The following is a 21,021-nucleotide window of genomic DNA, read 5'->3' as shown; positions in this document are numbered from 1 at the left end:
AATGATATAATTGAGCAATAATAAAAGAGTATGAGTACTATTTCCTATTATGATTCAAATGCTATTTCCTATGCACATTCAACAGTGAATGTTGACCTAAGTGAGCTATACGATAGATTTCTACCCTTAATAAAGAAAAATGGGCATATCCTTGATGCCGGGTGTGGCTCAGGACGTGATAGTAAATACTTTATAGAAAAGGGCTTTAAGGTTACAGCTATCGATGGCTCTGTAGAGATGTGTAAAATAGCGTCAAGCTATATAGGCCAAGAGGTTAAGCATTTAAGGTTTGAGGATTTTAAAGAAATTAATAAATATGATGGAATTTGGGCGTGTTCTTCGATTTTACATCTAGAAAAAAATACATTAAAAGAAGTATTACTTAACTTATCAAGGGCATTAAAGGATGATGGATATATTTATGCTTCCTTTAAGGTTGGAGATGAAGAAGGCTTTATAGGAGATAGGTATTTTTCTAACTTTACAAAGGAAAGCTTTTCATGCTTTTTAAACGAGATCAAGAACCTAGCTATACATGATGTTTGGATAACTAATGATAAACGCAAAATTCGGTGTGAGGAGCTTTGGCTAAATACTATATTAAAGAAGGTTTAGATATGAAGCAGCTAATTATAAATCCAGGTTCAACATCAACAAAAATATCTCTTTACGAGGGTGAAAGAGAGCTTTTTACAAGAAGTATTTTTCATGATGCTCCACTATTATTGAGCTTTAAAAGTACAAATGACCAGCTTCCAATGAGAAGAGGGGTAATTGAAGAGCTATTAAGGGTATATGGGTATAAGCTTAGTGATATAGATGTATTTATCGGTAGAGGTGGGTGCGCTTATTCACAGCCCTCTGGTGTTATGGTAATAGATGAAAAACTCTACAACGATACGAGAGATGATAGGGGCGGAAGTGACCATAGTGCAAAGCTAGGTGTAATGCTTGCATATATCTTTGCAAAGGAGACTGGTAAAATTGCTTATACTGTTGATCCAACTAATGTAGATGAATTGATAGATGAAGCACGACTTACAGGGATAAAGGGTGTTTATAGAAGAGCTCAATCACATGTGCTAAATCAGAAGGGTGTTGCACGTCTTTGGTGTAAGGAGCATGAAAAGGAATATGAGAAATCAAATATTATAGTTGCTCACATCGATGGTGGCATTACTATAGCAGCCCATGAAAATGGAAGGATGATCGATGGCACTGAGGGCGCAGGTGGTGATGGACCTTTTACTCCAACAAGACTTGGCTCTATACCTGTGCTTGAAGCTGTTAGGTATGCAAAGACTCATAGTGTTGAGGAGGTTGAGGCTATGTGCTCACGCTCAGGAGGCTTTGTTAATCACTTTGGAACCTCTAATTCCGATACAATACATAAGCTTGTAGAAGAAAAAGATGAGCATGCATGCTTAGTTTGGAAAACTATGATTTATCAAATTGCAAAAGAAATAGGTGCAATGAGTACAGTATTAAAGGGCCAGGTTGATGCAATAATTCTTACAGGTGGATTAGTTCGCTTTAATGATATTGTTGATGGAATTAAAGAGCGCTGTGCCTTTATAGCTCCGATTTATGTTTATCCTGGAGAGGTTGAACAGGAGGTGCTAAATAGTGAGGTTCTCAAGGTATTAAATGGAGAAAAGAAAGCAAATACTTATAGCGGAAAGAGTGTTTTTACACCTTATTTCTGGGATAAAACACTATGAGCAGTAATATCAACCTTTTTATAGTAAATTGAAAGAATAATAGTACATAGTAGCCAACCTAGAGGGTAGCCTAGTGCTATAGCAATTGGTGTATTGATAACTCTTGAAATAACAAAGAGATAAATCTGTCTAAAGACTATAAAGCAGCTCATCATAATTATCATTGGAATTTTAGTGTTACCAGCACCCTTTAGAGCACCATTATGGATTTGGTTATATGCAACACATAAAAAGAATGGACTCATAGTCCTAAGGAAGATAGTACCGTAGTGTATTACTTCCTCATCTTGGTTAAAGATATAAATTAGGTATGGAGCAACAACCCATAGGAAGGTAAGAAGAACAATAGCAGTTACTACATTCATCCTAGTAGCTGTCTTTACTCCCTTTATTGCTCTTTCACTATTTCCAGCTCCAATGTTTTGTCCCATAAAGGTAGTAATTGCAAGGCCAATAGATTGGAGAGGTAGTAAGCATACCTTATCAATCTTATTATATGAGGAGTATCCTGCCATAGCAGCAGAGCCAAAGGAATTAATATAGCTTTGAACAAATACATTTGAGAATGCTGTTACCATCATTTGAAGTGCTGTAGGTAAGCCAATTCTAAAAATCTGCTTTAAAAGCTTTGGATATATTCTTATTTTTTTTAAGCTAATTTTGTAGCAATCATTTGTTTTTATAAGAGTGTATAGAACGAGTAGGGCAGATAGTGCTTGAGAAATAATAGTTGCATACGCAGCTCCAGCAACTCCTAAGCGGAGGTTTGCAACAAAGATAATATCTAAAACAGTATTTGATAGCGCTGAGAATATTAGAAAATATAGTGGGTGCTTTGAGTCTCCTACTGCTCTTAATATACCTGAGCCCATATTATAAATTAAAAGACCTACTAGCCCTAAAAAGTATATTCCTAAATATGTCTCTGCCTCTAGCCAAACATCACTTGGAACTCTAGATATTCTTAAAAATATATCTGTTGTAAAGAGTGATATTATAGTTGTGCCTATCGCCATTATTAGAGTTATTGCAATAGTCGTATGAACTGCTTTATGAACATTTTCATCATCTGAGGCGCCATAGTATTGTGATATTACAACACCAGCACCCGCAGAGAGTCCTACGAAAAATCCAATATATGTATTAATAATTGAGTCTACAGACCCTATTGCGGCAAGAGCTTCCTTTCCAACAAAGTTTCCAACTATGATGCTATCAACGGTGTTATAGAGCTGCTGGAAGAAATTTCCAACCATTAATGGAAGCGCAAAATAAAGAAGGCATTTAAATATAGAGCCCTCCGTCATCCTTTTTGCTTTACTACCACTTCCTTTCATTGATAATCAACATAGCTTTTATTGCCTTTTATTTCAAGCGAGAAAATATCTTTAATATTTAATAGTGTACCATCCTCAAGTAATACTCTTTTTTTCTCAATTAAAAGCTTAACAATTTTACTATTAATTGTAAGGTATGTCCCCCCTGATTTACTTTCATCCTTCTTAAAATATGTTATAGCTACATCTCTATTAATTCCATTTTGAAGCTTTCGCTCTATTTCAGAAAATTCATCACTAGTGAGTATTCTTTTTTCCTCTGTTACTCTGCTTTCCTCTTCAATTGCTTTATCATAACCAGTTAAAGCTGCAAATGGAGAAAACTGGGCAGCTCTTTTTGCTCTATCCATAGGAGGGTGCTTCAATTTAGCTTTATAATCTATATAAATTAAATCATCATAGCTCATGCGTTATGACCTCCTATTTGCTTATTCCTAGCTCTTGTTGTTGCCCCCTCTGTATAATCGAGGGCACGCAAAATAGCATTCTTTCCAAATTTTTCCTTTATCTCTATGGTAACCTTTTGTAGAGCTCTTTCCTTATCAAGAGCCTCCTGCTCCTGATCTGTTTCAAATAAATCTAATTGCTTATCCCTTTGTGCTTCAACAACACTTATTAAATCAGTGACTGCGATATTAATTCTTCTAATAGTTAGCTTAGGATTTACTATTTCCTTAAATAGAAAATCAAATTCCTTAATCAAAATAGATGCTGATGAGGTAGGAGTAGCTAGTCTCTTAGCCTTATTAACACTTTTAGGAACACTTCTTCCATAGTGGTCAAATTTTATATCTCCTGAGAATGCTCCAAATTTAATATTATCGATATCATATCCGACATAAAGAGATATTCCAGACGCAACTAAATCCTTTGAGACTAAATCTAATGAGATTAAGTCTGCCATCTCCTTTAATACTATTTCAGCCTTTTCAAATCTATATGCACTAGATAAAACCTGGCCCTGTGTTAGTGATGTATTTTCAGGCCTATAAGATTTTATATCCTTCATTAAGCAGCTTTCACAGCCCCATGCATGGTCGATTAAAAGCTCTGCATTAACTCCAAATTCCTTATATAGTCTATCTTCATTTAAAAAGTCATTCTTACCACCTAAAGAAGCTTTAGCTAAATCACCCATAGTGTAAATACCTAAGCGCTCCAAATGGCTTACTAACCCAGGTCCAAAGCGCCAAAAGTCAGTTAATGGAGTGTGTGTCCAAAGCTTTTTTCTATATGATATTTCATCTAGTGTTGCAATTCTCACACCATTTTTATCTGCTTTAATATGCTTTGCTTCAACATCCATTGCGATTTTAGCAAGGTATAGATTACTTCCAATACCAGCTGTAGCTGTGATACCAGTTTGCTTTAGTACTTCATTTATCAATAGAGATGTGAATGCAAAGGCATCCAGCTTATATAGCTTTAAATAGCTAGTTGCATCGATAAATACTTCATCAATCGAATAAACATGTATATCATCAGGGGACACATAGTTTAAATAAATAGAATAAATACTCTTACTAATATCTATATAGTAACTCATCCTAGGATTTGCGATATGAAAGTCTATTGCAAGATGCGGATTACTATCTAATTCTCTTTTAGATTTAGAGGAGCCATATTGCTTTGCACTACTTGCTCTTTTTCTATTTAAATCCTTTAAGATTTCAACTACCTCAAATAGGCGAGGACGGCCTTTAATCCCATAGGCCTTTAGGGAAGGGGAGACCGCTAAACAAATTGTCTTTTCACTACGTGATGAATCAGCGACCACTAGATTTGCATCTAGTGGGTCGAGAGATCTTGATACGCACTCTGCTGAGGCATAAAAGGATTTTAAATCTATTGCAATATATACCTTCTCGGTCATTTCAGAACTGGCTTTACTACCTCATCTATAACTTGTAGCTCAGGAAGAGTAAAAAGAGTACCTGATGCAGCTTTTATATTATTTAATAGCTGACTCTTTTTGGAAACTCCAACAAGTACACTAGTTACTTTATCATCCTTTAGTACCCATTTTAAAGCCATTTCAGAGAGAGTTTCACCACGTTCTCTTGCAAGATTATTTAGCTTCTTGATTGCAGCAATACGCTCTAGTGTAATATCACTTTCCTTTAAGAAAATACTTCGGGAGTGAGCTCTACTATCCTCAGGAATACCATCGATATATCTATCTGTTAATAGTCCTTGAGCAAGAGGAGAAAATGCAATAATACCTTTCTTTAATCTATATGAGGTATCCTTCAGTCCATTCTTTTCAATTGTTCTATTAAAAATATTGTAGCAGTTTTGGTTGATAATAAATGGAACCCTATACTCATCTAATAGCTTTGCAGCTTGTTCTAGAGTTGGACCATCGTAGTTACTTAAGCCCACATATAGAGCTCTACCACTTCTTACTATATCGCTTAGTGCAAGCATAGTCTCTTCAAGTGGAGTATCCTTATCCATTCTATGGTGGTAGAAGATATCTACATAATCTAATTTAAGACGTCTCAAGCTTTGGTCTAGACTTGCAAATAGATACTTTCTAGAGCCTCCATCACCATAAGGACCTGGATACATCTCATAGCCTGCCTTTGTGCTAATTATTAATTCATCGCGATAGCTTTTTAGCTCTGTAGAAATAACCTTACCAAAGTTTTCCTCTGCAGCTCCTGGGACAGGTCCATAGTTATTTGCAAGATCAAAGTGAGTTATTCCATTATCAAAGGCTGTAAAAAGTATTTCCTTAATATTTGCTTCACATGCATAGCTACCAAAGTTATGCCATAGCCCTAAGCTAACACGAGGAAGCTTTAGACCACTATTTCCGCATCTTGAATATTTCATCTCTGAATAACGATTTTCACTTGCTTGATACATATTATTAACCCCTTTTATTTTAATTATAATATAAGCAAAGTAATTCTGCCAATTGTAAGAATTAATTAACCCCATTAGTTTTGATACCTATACTTGAATTTGGATAATAGTTTTGTAGATAATACTTACGAATAAAGTAATTGTTAGATAAACGGAGAGTAGTAATATTTATTTAAAAAATATTACTGATAAAAATAAATGGTTAATAACGATAAACACTATATAAGGATGACTCAAGCACCTGTCGAGCCATTAATCATGCGCTTAGCTGTACCTACAGTAATTTCTATGCTGGTTTCTTCAATTTATAATATGGCTGATACCTTCTTCGTTTCTCAGCTAGGTACTAGTGCATCAGCTGCAGTTGGTATTGTTTTCTCTCTTATGGCTATCATGCAGGCTATAGGCTTTACTATAGGAATGGGAAGTGGAATCTTAAGCTCAAGAAGATTAGGCGCAGGAAAAAGGGATGAAGCAAACCAAATAGCATCCTCAGCTGTTTTTTTAGTTATTATTATCTCATCATTAATTGCAATATTGGGATTAATCTTTTGTAAAGAGCTAATGGTATTCCTCGGTTCAACACCAACTATTCTACCTTATGCTTTAGATTACGGCTCATTTATCCTTATTGCCTGTCCAGTTATTTGTACCTCCTTCGTTTTAAACAATTTATTAAGAAATGAGGGTAAAGCCTTCTATGCTATGCTTGGTATTACAACTGGTGGTATTTTAAATATCTTTTTAGACCCGATATTTATATTCTATTTTAAGCTTGGAACTAGAGGAGCTGCGATGGCTACAGCCTTAAGCCAGCTAATAAGCTTTATAATACTCCTAACGATGTTTATAAAGAAAAAGAGTAATTTAACTCTTAGTGTTAAATATATCTCAAAAAGTGCTAAAACCTATTTAAATATTCTTAAAACTGGTCTACCTAGCTTATCAAGACAGGGCTTAGCATCTATTGCTACTATGACACTTAATATTCAAGCTGCGGCTTTTGGCGATGCAGCAGTTGCGGCAATGAGTATTTCAGGTAGAATTACATTCTTTTTGTTTTCTGCTTTATTGGGGTTAGGGCAGGGCTTCCAGCCAGTTGCGGGCTTTAACTACGGTGCAAAGAAGTACTCTAGAGTTAAGAGAGCAACTCTATTTACTGCATTCTTTGGAACTGTCGTGATATCAACACTAGCAATAATTTGCTTTATCTTTGCTCGTCCACTAGTTTCATCCTTTAGAAAGGAAGATTTAGATGTAATTATAATCGGCACTAAAGCCTTAAGGTTTCAGTGCCTTACATTAATTTTATGTGGAATTAACGTAGCTACTAATATGTCTCTTCAGGCTACAGGTCATATTGCTCAAGCAACATATCTTGCTTTATGCAGACAAGGAATTTATTTCCTACCATTTATCTTAATTTTACCATCAAAAATTGGTGTTTTAGGTGTTGAGATAGCTCAACCACTCTCTGATATCCTCACATTTATTTCATCATTGATATTTTTTATTAGACTTATTAAGGAGCTTGGTGGAAAAAAAGATGAAGATGTCCTATAGTCACCTATATGGAATTTTCAGATTTTGGTAAAAAGTTAACTTCACGTTCAGGAATACTATTATTGATGGATGATTTAGGTAAGCCACTTCCTCCAGGAGTAAAGCCATATCCACTTGGTGGTGGTAACCCTGCAAGAATAGATAAGGTTGAAAAGGTCTACCGAGAGGAGATGGAGAAGATACTCTCCTCTGGAGAAGCTTTTGAAAATATCTTAAGTCACTATGATGCTCCTCAGGGAAGAATGAGCTTTGCCCGAGCTATAGCAAGCTACTTTTCAAAGAACTTTAATTGGCCTGTAAAGATTGAGAACGTTGCGATATCAAATGGTTCTCAAAGTGCTATGTTCTATTTATTTAATCTCTTTTCAGGAAGCTTTGGAGATAAGAAAAAAACTATACTATTTCCTCTTATGCCTGAATATGTAGGCTATGCAGATCAAGGTATAGAGACAAATACATTTGTAAGTGTTCCATCTAAATGTGAGTACTTTGATGATCATTCATTTAAATATACTCTCGACCAAGACGCTGTTAGAGAATATTTAACAAACCATGAGGAGGTTGGTGCAATATGTGTTACAAGACCAACTAACCCAAGTGGTAATGTACTAACAGATAAAGAGATTAAATTTTTATCAGATATTGCAAAGGAATTTAATGTCCCTTTAATAATTGATAATGCATATGGACTTCCTTTCCCTAATATTGTATTTACAGATGATGCAACTCCAATTTGGAATGAAAATATTATTCTTTCTATGAGTCTTTCAAAGATAGGGTTACCATCATTAAGAACTGGTATTATTCTAGCAAGACCTGAGGTTGTTGAGGCACTTTCTAATATTAATGCAATTGCAGCATTAGCTTCAGGCTCAATGGGACAGGCTTTAGCAGAGGATTTAATTAATAGTGGTAAGCTAGTTGATATGGCAAATAGCTATGTAAAGCCTTTTTATGATAATAAGAGAAAGAATATTATTAACTATATAAATGAATACTTTGAAGGCACTAAGTATCATTACCATAGAATTGAGGGCTCAATTTTCTGCTTCCTATATCTTCCTGATTTAAAGATTTCATCTATTGAGTTCTATAAAAAGCTTAAAGAAAGGGGAGTTATAACCGTTCCTGGTGAGTATTTCTTCTTTGGAAGTGAGGAGCAAAAGGCTGGAAAGCCTTATCCTCATTCACACTATGATAAGTGCTTAAGAATTAATTATTCTGCTCCTGATGATATCGTTATAGAGGGAATAAAAATTATTGCAGAGCTATATAAGGCTTGGTCATAAGAAAAACGGATGCTTTTGGCATCCGTCTCTTTTTATAGAATATGATCTAAGAAGCTCTTAGTTCTTTCACTCTTTGGATGAGTAAACATCTCTTCTGGAGAGCCCTCTTCAATGATCTCTCCTGAGTCCATAAATACTACCTTATCAGCAGCTGCTCTAGCAAAGCCCATTTCATGAGTAACTAGAAGCATTGTTGTTCCATCCTTTGCGAGGGCAAGCATTACATCTAGTACCTCTTTGATCATCTCTGGGTCGAGTGCTGAGGTTGGCTCATCAAATAGCATTGCTTTAGGATTCATCGCAAGAGATCTTGCGATAGCAACTCTCTGCTGCTGACCACCTGAAAGCTGGTTTGGATGGCTCTTAGCCTTATCCTTTAAGCCAACCTTTTCAAGAAGCTCAAGAGCAAGCTTCTCAGCTGAAGCTTTATCCATCTTGAGTACCTTCCTTGGAGCAAGAGTGATGTTATCTAATACTGTAAGATGTGGGAATAGGTTGAAGGATTGGAATACCATACCAACCTCTTCTCTTACCTTTCTTAAATCTGTTTTAGGATCAGTAACCTCAATATCATCGATAAAGATTTGACCACTAGTAGGAGTCTCAAGCATATTAACACTTCTTAAAAGTGTAGATTTACCACTTCCTGATGGTCCGATGATAACTACTACTTCACCATCGTTTACTGTTAGAGATGCATTCTTTACTGCATGTACTGTTTTAATTCCATTAGCAACAAAGTCTTTTGATAGATTTTTAATTTCAATTTTAGCCATTCTTGTGGAGCCTCTCTTCAAGTAAACCGACTAAGCGGGAAAGTACGAGTGTTAAAATAAGGTAGATAAGTGCAACTACTAGCATTGTTTCAAGAGATAAAAAGGTTCTTGAAATGTATTCTCTACCCTTTCTGAGTATATCTGCAAGTGCAAGCTGTGATACTAGAGAAGAATCCTTGAGCATTGAGATAAACTCATTACCAATTGCAGGTAAAATAACCTTTGCTGTTTGAGGTAGAATTACATAGATGAAGGCTTGAGTTCTTGTAAGTCCTAAGGCTGTAGCAGCTTCCATCTGTCCCTTTGGGATAGCTTGAATACCAGCTCTTACAATTTCACCCATATATGCACCAAAACAAATAGAAAGAGCTATGATTGCTGCTATCATACCTTCGATATGGAAGAAGCGTCCAAGTGCGTAGTAGATAAAGATGAGCTGTACGAGTAGTGGAATACCTCTGATGAATTCTACATAAACACCACTTATCATATTAATTATATGGTGCTTAGAAACTGAACCAAGACCTGTGAATACACCGATAAAAACTGCACCAATGATAGCACAAATTGTGACTTCAAATGTTACTGGAGCACCTTTTATACAAACGATGAAGATCTCACGATAAGGATCTGGCTTAAAGATGACAAGACCTAGTAATAACGCTAAAGCTATGAAAAATGTGATTCTCCAGCTAGTCATTAAATGTTTCTCACCCTTTTTAGGAATGAGAGGGCCATCTGTCATTGTAATAGTTTTTACTTTCTCGTCCTTTGATGCATCAACAGAGACTACCCTTTTTCTGATAGTCTCTGTCTTGACGAGAGTTTCTATACTCTTGTTATTATCCATTATTTCTCCTAGATAATGTTGTATTTCTTCATTAACTCATCCATAGTACCATTTTCTTTTAGTTTTGCAAGTGATGAGTTGATTAAATCAAGAAGTTCTTTATCACCCTTCTTAACTGCGATAGCAATTTCCTCGATATCGCTGCTAGCTTCACCTGTGATAATAAGCTTATCCTTGTAGTTAGGGTTTGCAAGTACGAAGTCAGAAGCAATTAAGGAGTCACATACACATGCATCAACGTTACCATTAATCATATCTTCAATTGCGAGTCCGATTGAATCATAAGCCTTGATAACAGCATCCTTATTCTCTTCTACAGCGAAGTGACCTGTTGTACCCATCTGAACACCAACCTTCTTACCAGAGAGAGAATTAAGACTATTTAAATTCTCATTACCCTTAAGTGTGATGATTGATTGCTTAATTGTAAAGAGTGTATCAGAGAAGTCGATAGTCTTCTTTCTTTCCTCTGTTACTGTAACACCAGAAGCAACTGCATCGTATTGACCATTTGCTAAGCCAGCAAAGATTGTATCCCAAGCAGTATTAATATATTTCATTTCAACACCTGAAACCTTGCTCATCTCGATGATAAGATCAACCTCAAAGCCTGTGATGTTACCATTTTCATCTACATATTCAAGTGGTGGCCACTCACAGTTCATTGCAAATGTATATGACTTTGTATCACTTTCCTTTGCACCCTGAGCAAATATGCTAGTTACAGCAATAAGACAAATAAGTAAAAGAGCAGTAAATTTTTTCATCGTTATATCCTTCTTGTGTTTAAGATGCTTGAATAATGCATATATTTACAAATTGTGTCAATAAAAAATGCATAAAAATACAAAAAATTTAATTAATTCTAGAAATTTTGCATTACGAAAGTATAAATATTAAACTCTTTAAACAAAAAAAAGAGGCAAGAATGCCTCTTTTTGCGACTTTAAGCTCTCTTAGAGTAAATTCCACTTAGCCTTTAGCTTGTCGTATGAGCCATCAGCCTTAAGCTCTGCAAGTCCCTTGTTGATTAAATCTAAGAGCTCTTTATTTCCTTTCTTAACTGCGATCGCAATATCCTCTTGAGTGAAAGCAGAGCCAGCAACCTTTAGCTTATCCTTATAGTTTGGATTAGCAAGAACGAAATCTGAAGCAATTAGAGAGTCACAAACACATGCATCGATATTACCATTTAGCATATCCTGAAGTGCAAGTCCGATATCATCGTACTGCTTTCTTACTACATCGTAGTCATCAAGAACCAAGTCACCAGTTGTACCAATCTGAACACCAACCTTAAGTCCCTTGATATCATCAATACCACTAACAGTTGAAGCCTTCTTTACGATGATTACCTGTCCAGCCTCTAAAATAGGAGTAGAAAAGTCCATAGTCTTCTTTCTATCCTCTGTTACTGAAACACCAGAAGCAACACCATCATATTGACCATTAGCTAAGCCAGCAAAGATTGTATCCCATGGAATATTCTTAGCTTCCATCTTTACGCCAACCTTTTCACCAATCATTGGTACAAGCTCGACCTCAAAGCCTGTGAGGTTACCACTTTCATCGATGTATTCAAGTGGTGGCCAAGTAGCATCTGTTGCAAAAACATACACTTTATTTTGTTCTTCCTTCTTTGCACATGAGAAAAGCATAAGAGCTGAAAGAACAATGATAAGTACAATACTTAATTTTTTCATATCTAACCTTCCTTAAAGATTTTTTATTTTTTTATTATAGACGTGAATAAAAAATATAACAGAGAATAGTAAGCCAAAAATTTCGGCAATAGCAAAGCTATACCATACTCCATTTATTCCTATAAGCCTTGATAGCAATAGCGCACAAGGACAAAGTACAACAAGCTGTCTAATAATTGATACCATCATAGATGCAAGGCCAAAGCCTGTTGCTTGGAATGATGCAATCAAAATAATTGAAATAGATGCAGGTATAAAGCATAGACTGATAGTTCGTAGTGCTGGAATACCAATTCTATACATCTCCTCTGTGGCACTAAATAGTGAGAGTAGCTCCTTCGCAAATAATTGAAAGCATATTGTACCTGTTATCATTATTAATAGTGCAACTACTAAACCGAGCTTCATTGTATCAAGCATTCTCTTTTTATTTCTTGCTCCATAGTTAAAGCCTAAGATAGGTATAACACCATTGTTTAGACCAAATACTGGCATAAATACAAAGGATTGAAGCTTGAAGTAAACACCAAATACAGAGACTGCGGTAGCTGAGAATAGTATTAATATCTTATTAATTAATGATACCATTACTGTACCAATACTATTCATAATTATTGAAGGAAGTCCAACCTGGAATATATCCTTAATAATTCTTGCATTTGGCTTTATGTCTTTAAATTTTATTGAGATGTACTCGTTTTTCTTAAAGAAAATTATTGCAAGTAGCATTGAAGCTATTTGTCCAATTACAGTTGCTATTGCAGCACCATTTACTCCTAGCCCAAAGACAAAAATAAATACAGGGTCAAGGATAATGTTTGTTATTGCTCCAGTTAGCTGCATTGTCATTGGCTGTACAGAATTACCAGTTGCTTGAATTAGCTTTTCTATAGTAATTGAGAAAATACAACCAAATGAAACTATTAAACATATTCTTGAATATGATGTTGATAGCTTTAATAACTCTGTATCCTTTGTGAATAGAGCTAGAAATGGCTTAGTAAAAAAGACACCAATAAGAACGAATAGAACCCACATGGCAAAAGCTAAGAAGAGTGAGGTTGAAGCAACATGATTTGCTTCCTCGTGCTTTCCCTCTCCAAGTCTTCTTGATAATAGACTGTTAATACCTACACCTGTTCCTACGGCTGCTGAGATAAGTAGGTTTTGAAGTGGAAAGGCTAGTGATACTGCTGTAAGAGCAGTTTCTGATACCATTGCAACAAAGATACTATCTACTACATTATATAATGCCTGGATTAGCATACTAAGCATCATTGGAAATGACATTTTGAATAAAAGGCGAGGGATTGTCTCGCTTTGCATGATATTAGTTTTTTGCATACCCACTGTATTAAAGCTATTATATTAATTCTTTTCAAGCCAATATAAAGAAAAATCACCTCACCATATTGTATAAATGGAGCATTTTTTAGTAAAAAATAAATATCCTATTCGAGGTTGATAAAATGGTAGTATGTAAGTTTGGTGGCTCATCTGTTGCTGACGAAAAACAGATAATGAAAGTTAAGGCAATCTTGGAAAACAATATTGATAGAAGAATTGCAATTGTATCTGCTCCAGGAAAAAGAAATAAGGAAGATAGAAAGATAACTGATATGCTCTATGAGTGTAATTCTCTTGTTCAGAAAAACTTAAGCTGTAAGAGAGTTTTTGCTGAGATCGGAAAGCGTTATCTTGATATAGCTGTAGCTTTAAAGCTTGATACAAAGAAACTCACTCTAGCTCTTGATGAGGTAAGAAGAAAGATTGATGCAGGAGAGGGTACAGACTATGCAGCTTCTCGTGGTGAGTATTTATCTGGTCTTTTAATTGCTGAATATCTTGGTTGGGAATTTGTAGATCCTGAAAATTACATTGTTATTAATTCTGATGGAACAGTTAATCCTATTAGCTATGAGCGTCTTGGTACTAGACTTTCAACTGGAAGCCACTATGTAATCCCAGGCTTCTATGGTGCTACCCCAGAGGGTAGAATTAAGACCTTCTCAAGAGGTGGCTCAGATATCTCTGGTGCAATAGCTGCTAGAGCAGTTAATGCTGATTTATATGAGAACTGGACAGATGTATCTGGTGTTTATGCAGCAGACCCAAGAATAGTAGAAAATGCAAGAGTAATTCCTGAGCTTACATATGTACAGGTTCGTGAATTAAGTGATGTAGGTGCTTCTGTTTTCCATGAGGAAGCAATTGCTCCTGTAATTCCTGTTCAGATTCCTATTAATATTAAAAATACTAATGCACCAGAGGATCCAGGTACTATTATCTCATCTTCAGTTGATCCAAGAGGGCTTTGCGGTGTTTCTGGTAAGACTGGCTTTTCAAAGCTCAAGCTTAGAAAGCTTATGATGTTTAAAAAGCCAGGAATGCGCCATGCACTATTAACTATTCTACATCTATATGGTGTTAGACCTTCATATTCAATCTTTGGTATCGATTCAATTGTTTGGCTTTTTGATAGTAAGATGGCAAATGATAATGTATTAAAGTCAATGTGTGAGCGCTTAAAGAAGGACTTCGAGCTTGATGATGTAATCTTTGAAAGAAATCATGCAATTATTGGTCTTGTCGGTGGACACATGGATGAGTCAACAGCATTCATTGAAGCTGCATGTGCTCTCAAGGATGCAAATATCAAAGTTAATTTCATGAACTTTGGTGCATCAAGAACAACAGCATTAATTGGTGTTAATGAAGAGGATTGCACTAAGGCAGTTCAAACAATTTATAACAAAGTATTTTAATATTACTAAAAGTATATTAAGCCCATCTCTCTTTCGGATGGGCTTTTTTTACAACCTAAAGATAAAGAAAAAGCACAGCGATTAGCTGTGCTTTGTATTCAAGGTATCCTTTATTAGCGGATTGCGAGCTCTGTCTCAGCATCAAAGAACTTAGCTTTATCCATGTTAGGGATGAGGCTAATCTTTGTGTCAACAGCAGGAATAACTGTACCGTCAATCTTACCGATAACCTTAGCTGTAGATGTTGCAACATATACATGAGTCTCAGCACCGAGAGGTTCAACAACAGAAACGTGACCGTCAATTGTCTTACCAGCTACTGGAGTCTTTGTGAACTCAACATCTTCTGGGCGAATACCGAATGTTACTTGCTTACCAACATATGGCTTGAGAACCTTAGCCTGAGCAGGAGTAACTTCAATCTTGAATGTACCTTCGTTAACGAAGATAGTATCACCCTGAGCTTCTACCTTAGTGTTGATGAAGTTCATTGGAGGTGATCCAATGAAGCCTGCAACGAACTTGTTGTCTGGGTTGTTATAGAGTTCGAGTGGGCCACCGATCTGCTGGATAACACCAAGCTTCATAACTACGATCTTATCAGCCATTGTAAGAGCTTCAACCTGGTCGTGTGTTACATAGATCATTGTAGCCTTGAGGCGGTGATGGAGACCTGAAATTTCAGCTCTCATCTGAACTCTGAGCTTAGCATCGAGGTTAGAGAGTGGTTCATCGAAGAGGAATACCTTAGGCTGTCTAACGATTGCACGTCCTACTGCAACACGCTGTCTCTGTCCACCAGAGAGAGCCTTTGGCTTTCTTTCAAGAAGCTGTTCGATGTCGAGAATCTTAGCTGCTTCTCTAACACGTCTGTCAATCTCTTGCTTGTCGAATTTTCTAATCTTGAGACCGAATGCCATGTTATCATATACGGTCATATGAGGATAGAGTGCATAGTTCTGGAATACCATTGCAATATCTCTATCTTTTGGTGGTACATCGTTTACAACCTTACCGTCGATTGTGAGTGTACCAGATGAGATGTCTTCAAGACCTGCAACCATTCTGAGTGTTGTTGACTTACCACAACCAGAAGGGCCAACGAGAACAACGAATTCTCTGTCCTCGATGTCAATGTTAACGTTATCTACTGCCTTAACGCCACCATCGTAGATCTTGCAGATATTTTCAAGTTTTACTGTAGCCATATCTGCTCCTTTGTTTTGATAGTTAAATGATAAGCTAGATTTATAGCGCACAAAAGAAAAAAATATATTTTTATAGCTTTTTTTAATGAAAAAATGGGTTAAAATCGGTATTTTGCTGACTAAAGAAACAAATATAGTCAAAATAAGAATTTTATGATAATATTCTATATAAGATGCCAAAAATATATAGTGAAAAAGAAAAGGAAAATATAAGAGAATTATTACTTGAGGAAGCTCAAATAGCTTTAGCTCATAGTGGGATTGAGAGTATTACAGTTGACCAGCTAGTTGAAGCTGCAGCTATTCCAAAGGGAACCTTCTATCTTTTTTATCAATCGAAGGAGGAGCTTTTCTTAGATGTTGTTTCTAACTTTAAAAAGGAAAGTGAAGGTAAAATTCTAGCTTTACTTGAGGAGCTTGATGAAAACCATATCGTAACAAGCCTCACTAAGGTCTTTACATACCTTACTAAGGAAGTATATTCAAAGGGTATATATAGAATTTTAGATGAGAAGCAGCAAGCAATAATTAGAAAAAAGGTTGGAAAGGAAAAGCTATTGAGTGTAAGAGAAGAGCTCTTTAGTTATTTTAAGGAGTTATTTGGTTACTTTGCTATAGATGATAAGGAGGACTTAGAGGGCTTTTATTCTGCATACATGCTTTTGCTATATTCATTTTTGCATGGGGATAAAATAGAAGACCTCGAAGCAAGCTCTAAGCTTATCATCCGAGGTCTTATACTTCAATTAGTTGGTGAGTGACTCATCATTTTCATTATCGTGAGGGACTTCTTGCTTTTTTACTATCGCTTCGATAATTCTCTTATCCTCAACACGAGTAACTGTGATATCAAGACCATTAACTGAGACGTTAAATTGCTTTCCATCCTCTGGAATAGTGTGGAGGCAGGAGAAAATCATACCACCAACTGTGTCATAATCTCTATCATCTGTGATTGAAATTCCAAGCTCATCATTTAAATCATCGATTGAAAGAGTTCCTTGAACACGCCATTTATTATCATCAAGCTTCTCAATCTCAGGTAATTCAGCTTTATCATATTCATCATATATATTACCAACGATTTCCTCTAATAGATCCTCAAGAGTAACAATACCTCTTGTTTCACCATATTCATCGATAACAATTGAGATATGAATTTTATTCTTTTGCATATCTGAAAAGAGCTGGTCAGCTTTAATTGTTTCTGGGACAAAATAAGGCTTGCGAAGCATATCCTTAATACTCTTGTCACTATTATCATTTAGATTTATTAAGAATTCTCTAGAGTTTAATACACCAATTATGTTGTTAATATCCTCGCTATAAACAGGGAAACGAGAGTTACCTGTTTCTTTAATAAGCTTTAAAATATCTTCCTTACTATCTTCAATATTTATAGCATTAACATCACTAACTCTAGTCATGATTTCAGAAATGGCAATGTCATTGAATTCAAAGATATTTTGGATCATCTCCTTTTCATCCTCTTCAATTGAACCCGATTGACCACCTACATCAACCATCATTCTAATATCATCCTCAGAGACACTTTCGTCCTCAGCTTCTGTTTTTAAGCGAAGCATTTTTAAGAATAGGTTAGTTGTGCCACTAATTAATACAATAATAGGTTTAAATAGAATTGCCATTACACTTATTACACCACAGCAAGCTTTAGCAACCTCATAGGATTTTTGCTGAGCAATTCTTTTTGGAATAAGTTCTCCAAAAACTATTGTTACAAATGTAAGAATGAGTGTAATAAAGATGACAGATAGGCTATTTAAAAAGCTATAGCTTAGGTTGATACCGAGAGATAGGAACCAATCGACTAAAGGCTCAGATAGTGAGTCTGCAGCAAATGCAGCACCTAAAAAGCCTGATAGAGAAATACCAACTTGAATCGTTGATAAAAAGCCAGCTGGGTTTTCTGCAAACTTTAAAAGCTTATTTGCTTTTTCATCTCCTTCATCAGCAAGCTTTCTAAGCTTAGTAGTATTTAATGAGATAACAGCAATTTCCATCGATGCGAAGAATGCGTTACATGCTATTAATAATGCTTGAAATAATAATTGTTTGGGCACAGAGACCATTTGTTTTTGTTTTTACTCCTTTGATAAATATTTTTCTTGATAATTCTTCTCTTTATCAAAGAAGCAAATATAAATTTTTTATCCTTCTACTGTGAGGATCGTCTGATGAATCATTTAATTCATTAGGTAAAGGGCTTTCGTCCACTATAATTCCTTTGCACTTATATGTGCGAATCAATATATAGGTATATAATATGCACAGTTATTTTACTCGTCAAGGGATTGAAAAGCCTGTCTGTTGTAGAAAAGATACATATTAAAAGTGAATTGTTTATATTTTTTTCAACTTTTTTTTGTATTATTAATATGAAGAATAAAATAGAAATTATTAAAAAGCTTACACCAATGGATGATTGCTTTATGAGAGTTCTCTTTAAAGAAAAAAGTCCAATTTGTAACTATCTCTTACAGACTATCACAGGAATAAAGGACCTAGATATAGTGATGTGGGAAACACAGTCGGATATGAAAGCACTATATGGCTCTCATTCACTTATATTCGATGTTTTGGCTCAAGATAGTAAAGGAGTATTTTATAATATTGAGTTTCAAAATGGTGGAAGTAAAACTATTCTAGATAGAGCTATCTACCATGAAGCACTTTTGATATCAAATAAGGCATTGAAAGAAAATGAAGAATTCTCAAATCTTAGACGTTGTATAACTATCTTCTTAATGCCAAATGATATCTTTGATGGAAAAAAGCAATTATATGAGTTTACGCTAGCAGAGAAGAATAATCGATTGTATGAGAGTGATAAAGTCAGTATTATTTTTATAAATAGTAAGAATAAAGGTAATAAAGAGCTTGATGATTTAATGCATGACTTACTTACTGCTGATCCTGAAGAGATGAAAACAGAGGTATTTAAGAGGGAAGTTAGTAAATTTAAAACAACAAGAAGAGGAGTAAAGAATATGTGTAAAGAACTAGAAGATTATGTAAAGGAAAGGGAAAAACACGGATTTAAACAAGGAAAAATTGAAGGAAAAAATGAAGGCAAGAAAGAAGGAAAAATTGAAGGTAAAATATTAACTTACATCAATTTAATTGAAAAAGGTGCCATAAATGTTGATGAAGCTGCAAGGTATGCAGATATGAGTGTAAAAGCATTAAAAAAGGAAGCAAAAAGGTTAGGAGCTAGTTTATGACTAGTAAGATAAAATAACATAGCTGTCATTTTAGATAATAAAAGATAAATAAACTGTCTAATCTTATTATTGCACTTAAGAATGTTGATGTAGTTTTTTGAGTTCATTCTGTCACGTGTGTAATTATGAATTAGATTCATGATTATCTCGTGATAGAAACTGCTTACTTACAGCTGGTCTTGAAGAGGTGAAAATTGAGGTATTTAAGAGGGAAGTAAGTAAATTTAAAACAACAAGAAGAGGAGTAAAGAATATGTGTAAAGAACTAGAAGAATATGTAAAGGAAAGTGAAAAAAAAGTTAAAATATTAACATACATCAATTTAATTGAAAAAGGTGCACTAAATGTTGATGAAGCTGCAAGGTATGCAGATATGAGTGTAAAAGAATTAAAAAAGGAAGCTAAGAGGTTAGGAGCTAGTTTATGACTAGTAAGGCAAAATATTGTAGCTGTTATTTTAAATAAAAGTTTATAAACTATCTGCCCTCATCATTGTATTTAAGAAGGTTGATGTAGTCTTTTGAGTCCATTCTGTCACGTGTGTAATTATAAATTAAATTCATTATTATCTCGTGATAGAAACTGCTTACTTACAGCTTGTCTTGAAGAGATGAAAATTGAGATTTCTAAGAGTGAAGGAATAGGGATAAAAATATGTGTAAAGAATTAGAAGACTATGTAAAGGAAAGTGAAAAAAAGGATTTGAGCAAGGTAAACTTGAAGGAAAAATATTAGTTTACATCAATCTTATTGGAAAAGGTGTATTTAGTGTTGAAGAAGCTGCAAGGTATGCAGATATGAGTGTAAAAGCATTAAAAAAGGAAGCTAAGAGGTTAGGAGCTAGTTTATAACTAGTAAGCTAAAATAACGTAGCTGTTATTTTAAGTGAATAAAATGTGCATAAACAGAGTAAATTATATTGAATTACATTTTTGCAATGTTATAATGTTAAATAACAAAAACTCAACTTGGAGGTATAATTATGGATATCCAGGAATTGAACAAGATTAGTCCACTTCGTGTCTTTGACGAGGCAATCAATGGTGGTTTAGGTAAAGGTAACATGGGTGTAATTGTTTCACGTCATGGTGTTGGTAAGACAGCATGCTTAGTACACCTTGCTACAGATAAACTTCTTAGAGGTGAAAACGTTATTCATGTTTCATTCTCAGGAAACGTTGAACATGTAATGAATTGGTATAAAGAGGTTTTCAGAGAAATCTCAGAGGTACAAAGCTTAGATGATGCGCACAATGTTTATTCAAGTATCCTTTCTAATCGCGTAGTTATGAACTTCTCTCAGAACCAAGTATCTATTGAAAAGGTTTTAAAGTCACTTAAATCATTAATTGAGCAGGGTGCTTTCAAGGCTGATGCTATTCTTTTTGATGGATATAAGCTAACTATCGCTGAAGATGATGATATCATCAAGATTAGAGAATTTGCTAAGGAAATGAATCTTGAGGTATGGTTCAGTGTATCACCAGTTAGACCTGATGTTGTTTATGATGAATATGGTGTTCCAAACACACTTGCAAAATATATCCCAGCTATCGATGTACTTGTTGGTCTCAGATATAGAGAAGATGTTGATAAGGTAGTTATGACAGTTGTTAGAGCTCATGGCGAGGACGTTGCAAAGCCACTTTCAGTTCGCCTCGATCCAAAGACAATGTTAATCTCACACTAATTT

The 21,021-nt window shown here is 35.1% G+C and carries 20 protein-coding genes; 9 read left to right on the top strand and 11 right to left on the bottom strand.

Features of this window, described 5'->3' with window-relative positions; translation table 11 throughout:
• The first annotated feature begins 30 nt into the window (after positions 1–30).
• Positions 31–615, top strand: coding sequence for a class I SAM-dependent methyltransferase (locus tag FYJ80_RS06595; RefSeq protein WP_154425414.1), 585 nt, complete (start codon positions 31–33; stop codon positions 613–615).
• A complete protein-coding gene (gene buk, locus FYJ80_RS06590) occupies positions 585–1,721 on the top strand; it encodes a butyrate kinase (protein WP_206360999.1) in 1,137 nt (378 codons plus the stop codon). The genes FYJ80_RS06595 and buk overlap by 31 nt, the downstream gene beginning before the upstream one ends.
• Here the strand turns inward: buk and FYJ80_RS06585 are convergent.
• From FYJ80_RS06585 to FYJ80_RS06570, 4 genes are read right to left on the bottom strand one after another with little or no spacing between them, the layout of a single operon-like run.
• Positions 1,697–3,058, bottom strand: coding sequence for an MATE family efflux transporter (locus FYJ80_RS06585; protein WP_154425412.1), 1,362 nt, complete (start codon positions 3,056–3,058; stop codon positions 1,697–1,699). The genes buk and FYJ80_RS06585 overlap by 25 nt on opposite strands.
• The gene (locus FYJ80_RS06580; RefSeq protein WP_154425411.1) at positions 3,055–3,465 is read right to left on the bottom strand and encodes a hypothetical protein; all 411 of its coding nucleotides are present in this window, start codon (positions 3,463–3,465) and stop codon (positions 3,055–3,057) included. The genes FYJ80_RS06585 and FYJ80_RS06580 overlap by 4 nt, the downstream gene beginning before the upstream one ends.
• Positions 3,462–4,931 (bottom strand): Y-family DNA polymerase, encoded by a 1,470-nt coding sequence (locus FYJ80_RS06575; protein WP_154425410.1) that lies wholly within the window; start codon positions 4,929–4,931, stop codon positions 3,462–3,464. Before FYJ80_RS06575 ends, FYJ80_RS06580 begins: the two co-directional genes overlap by 4 nt.
• Positions 4,928–5,929 (bottom strand): aldo/keto reductase, encoded by a 1,002-nt coding sequence (locus FYJ80_RS06570; protein ID WP_154425409.1) that lies wholly within the window; start codon positions 5,927–5,929, stop codon positions 4,928–4,930. The genes FYJ80_RS06575 and FYJ80_RS06570 overlap by 4 nt, the downstream gene beginning before the upstream one ends.
• Positions 5,930–6,157: 228 nt before the next feature.
• Here FYJ80_RS06570 and FYJ80_RS06565 point away from each other — a divergent pair, with 228 nt between their 5' ends.
• Entirely contained in the window at positions 6,158–7,492 is a 1,335-nt protein-coding gene (locus FYJ80_RS06565) for an MATE family efflux transporter (protein ID WP_235899601.1), read from the top strand.
• Positions 7,493–7,500: 8 nt separating this feature from the next.
• Positions 7,501–8,781 (top strand): valine--pyruvate transaminase, encoded by a 1,281-nt coding sequence (locus tag FYJ80_RS06560; RefSeq protein ID WP_154425407.1) that lies wholly within the window; start codon positions 7,501–7,503, stop codon positions 8,779–8,781.
• Between the two features lie 32 nt (positions 8,782–8,813).
• On the opposite strand, the gene FYJ80_RS06555 is transcribed toward FYJ80_RS06560, so the two are convergent.
• From FYJ80_RS06555 to FYJ80_RS06535, 5 genes are all read right to left on the bottom strand, one after another.
• On the bottom strand, positions 8,814–9,557 hold the full coding sequence (locus FYJ80_RS06555; protein ID WP_154425406.1) for an amino acid ABC transporter ATP-binding protein: 744 nt from the start codon (positions 9,555–9,557) through the stop codon (positions 8,814–8,816).
• The gene (locus tag FYJ80_RS06550; protein WP_154425405.1) at positions 9,550–10,407 is read right to left on the bottom strand and encodes an amino acid ABC transporter permease; all 858 of its coding nucleotides are present in this window, start codon (positions 10,405–10,407) and stop codon (positions 9,550–9,552) included. Before FYJ80_RS06550 ends, FYJ80_RS06555 begins: the two co-directional genes overlap by 8 nt.
• A gap of 8 nt (positions 10,408–10,415) precedes the next feature.
• Positions 10,416–11,174 (bottom strand): basic amino acid ABC transporter substrate-binding protein, encoded by a 759-nt coding sequence (locus FYJ80_RS06545; protein ID WP_154425404.1) that lies wholly within the window; start codon positions 11,172–11,174, stop codon positions 10,416–10,418.
• 189 nt (positions 11,175–11,363) lie between these two features.
• Positions 11,364–12,110: a basic amino acid ABC transporter substrate-binding protein gene (locus FYJ80_RS06540; protein ID WP_154425403.1), complete on the bottom strand. Its 747-nt coding sequence runs from the start codon at positions 12,108–12,110 to the stop codon at positions 11,364–11,366.
• A gap of 12 nt (positions 12,111–12,122) precedes the next feature.
• Positions 12,123–13,454, bottom strand: a complete 1,332-nt coding sequence (locus FYJ80_RS06535; RefSeq protein ID WP_154425402.1) for an MATE family efflux transporter — start codon at positions 13,452–13,454, stop codon at positions 12,123–12,125.
• A 125-nt stretch (positions 13,455–13,579) separates the two neighbouring features.
• Here FYJ80_RS06535 and FYJ80_RS06530 point away from each other — a divergent pair, with 125 nt between their 5' ends.
• On the top strand, positions 13,580–14,875 hold the full coding sequence (locus FYJ80_RS06530) for an aspartate kinase (protein WP_154425401.1): 1,296 nt from the start codon (positions 13,580–13,582) through the stop codon (positions 14,873–14,875).
• A 113-nt stretch (positions 14,876–14,988) separates the two neighbouring features.
• Here the strand turns inward: FYJ80_RS06530 and FYJ80_RS06525 are convergent, their stop codons facing one another.
• A complete protein-coding gene (locus FYJ80_RS06525; RefSeq protein ID WP_154425400.1) occupies positions 14,989–16,083 on the bottom strand; it encodes an ABC transporter ATP-binding protein in 1,095 nt (364 codons plus the stop codon).
• A 173-nt stretch (positions 16,084–16,256) separates the two neighbouring features.
• On the opposite strand from FYJ80_RS06525, the gene FYJ80_RS06520 reads away from it, so the two are divergent.
• Entirely contained in the window at positions 16,257–16,844 is a 588-nt protein-coding gene (locus tag FYJ80_RS06520) for a TetR/AcrR family transcriptional regulator (RefSeq protein ID WP_154425399.1), read from the top strand.
• On the opposite strand, the gene FYJ80_RS06515 is transcribed toward FYJ80_RS06520, so the two are convergent.
• Positions 16,830–18,176, bottom strand: a complete 1,347-nt coding sequence (locus FYJ80_RS06515; protein ID WP_154425398.1) for a hemolysin family protein — start codon at positions 18,174–18,176, stop codon at positions 16,830–16,832. The genes FYJ80_RS06520 and FYJ80_RS06515 overlap by 15 nt on opposite strands.
• 306 nt (positions 18,177–18,482) lie before the next feature.
• Between FYJ80_RS06515 and FYJ80_RS06510 the strand changes: the two genes are divergently transcribed.
• The 3 genes from FYJ80_RS06510 (at position 18,483) to FYJ80_RS06500 (ending at position 21,018) form a co-directional block, all read left to right on the top strand.
• Positions 18,483–19,328 carry an Rpn family recombination-promoting nuclease/putative transposase gene (locus FYJ80_RS06510; protein ID WP_206360997.1) on the top strand — a complete coding sequence of 282 codons (846 nt, stop codon included), beginning with the start codon at positions 18,483–18,485 and terminating at the stop codon, positions 19,326–19,328.
• 187 nt (positions 19,329–19,515) lie between these two features.
• The gene (locus tag FYJ80_RS06505; protein ID WP_154425396.1) at positions 19,516–19,755 is read left to right on the top strand and encodes a hypothetical protein; all 240 of its coding nucleotides are present in this window, start codon (positions 19,516–19,518) and stop codon (positions 19,753–19,755) included.
• A 555-nt stretch (positions 19,756–20,310) separates the two neighbouring features.
• On the top strand, positions 20,311–21,018 hold the full coding sequence (locus tag FYJ80_RS06500) for a hypothetical protein (protein WP_154425395.1): 708 nt from the start codon (positions 20,311–20,313) through the stop codon (positions 21,016–21,018).
• The last annotated feature ends 3 nt before the right edge of the window (positions 21,019–21,021 follow it).

The sequence above is a fragment of the Bullifex porci genome (assembly GCF_009695635.1).
GTDB classification, from domain to species: domain Bacteria; phylum Spirochaetota; class Spirochaetia; order Sphaerochaetales; family Sphaerochaetaceae; genus Bullifex; species Bullifex porci.
This window is presented reverse-complemented; position numbering and strand designations above follow the sequence as displayed.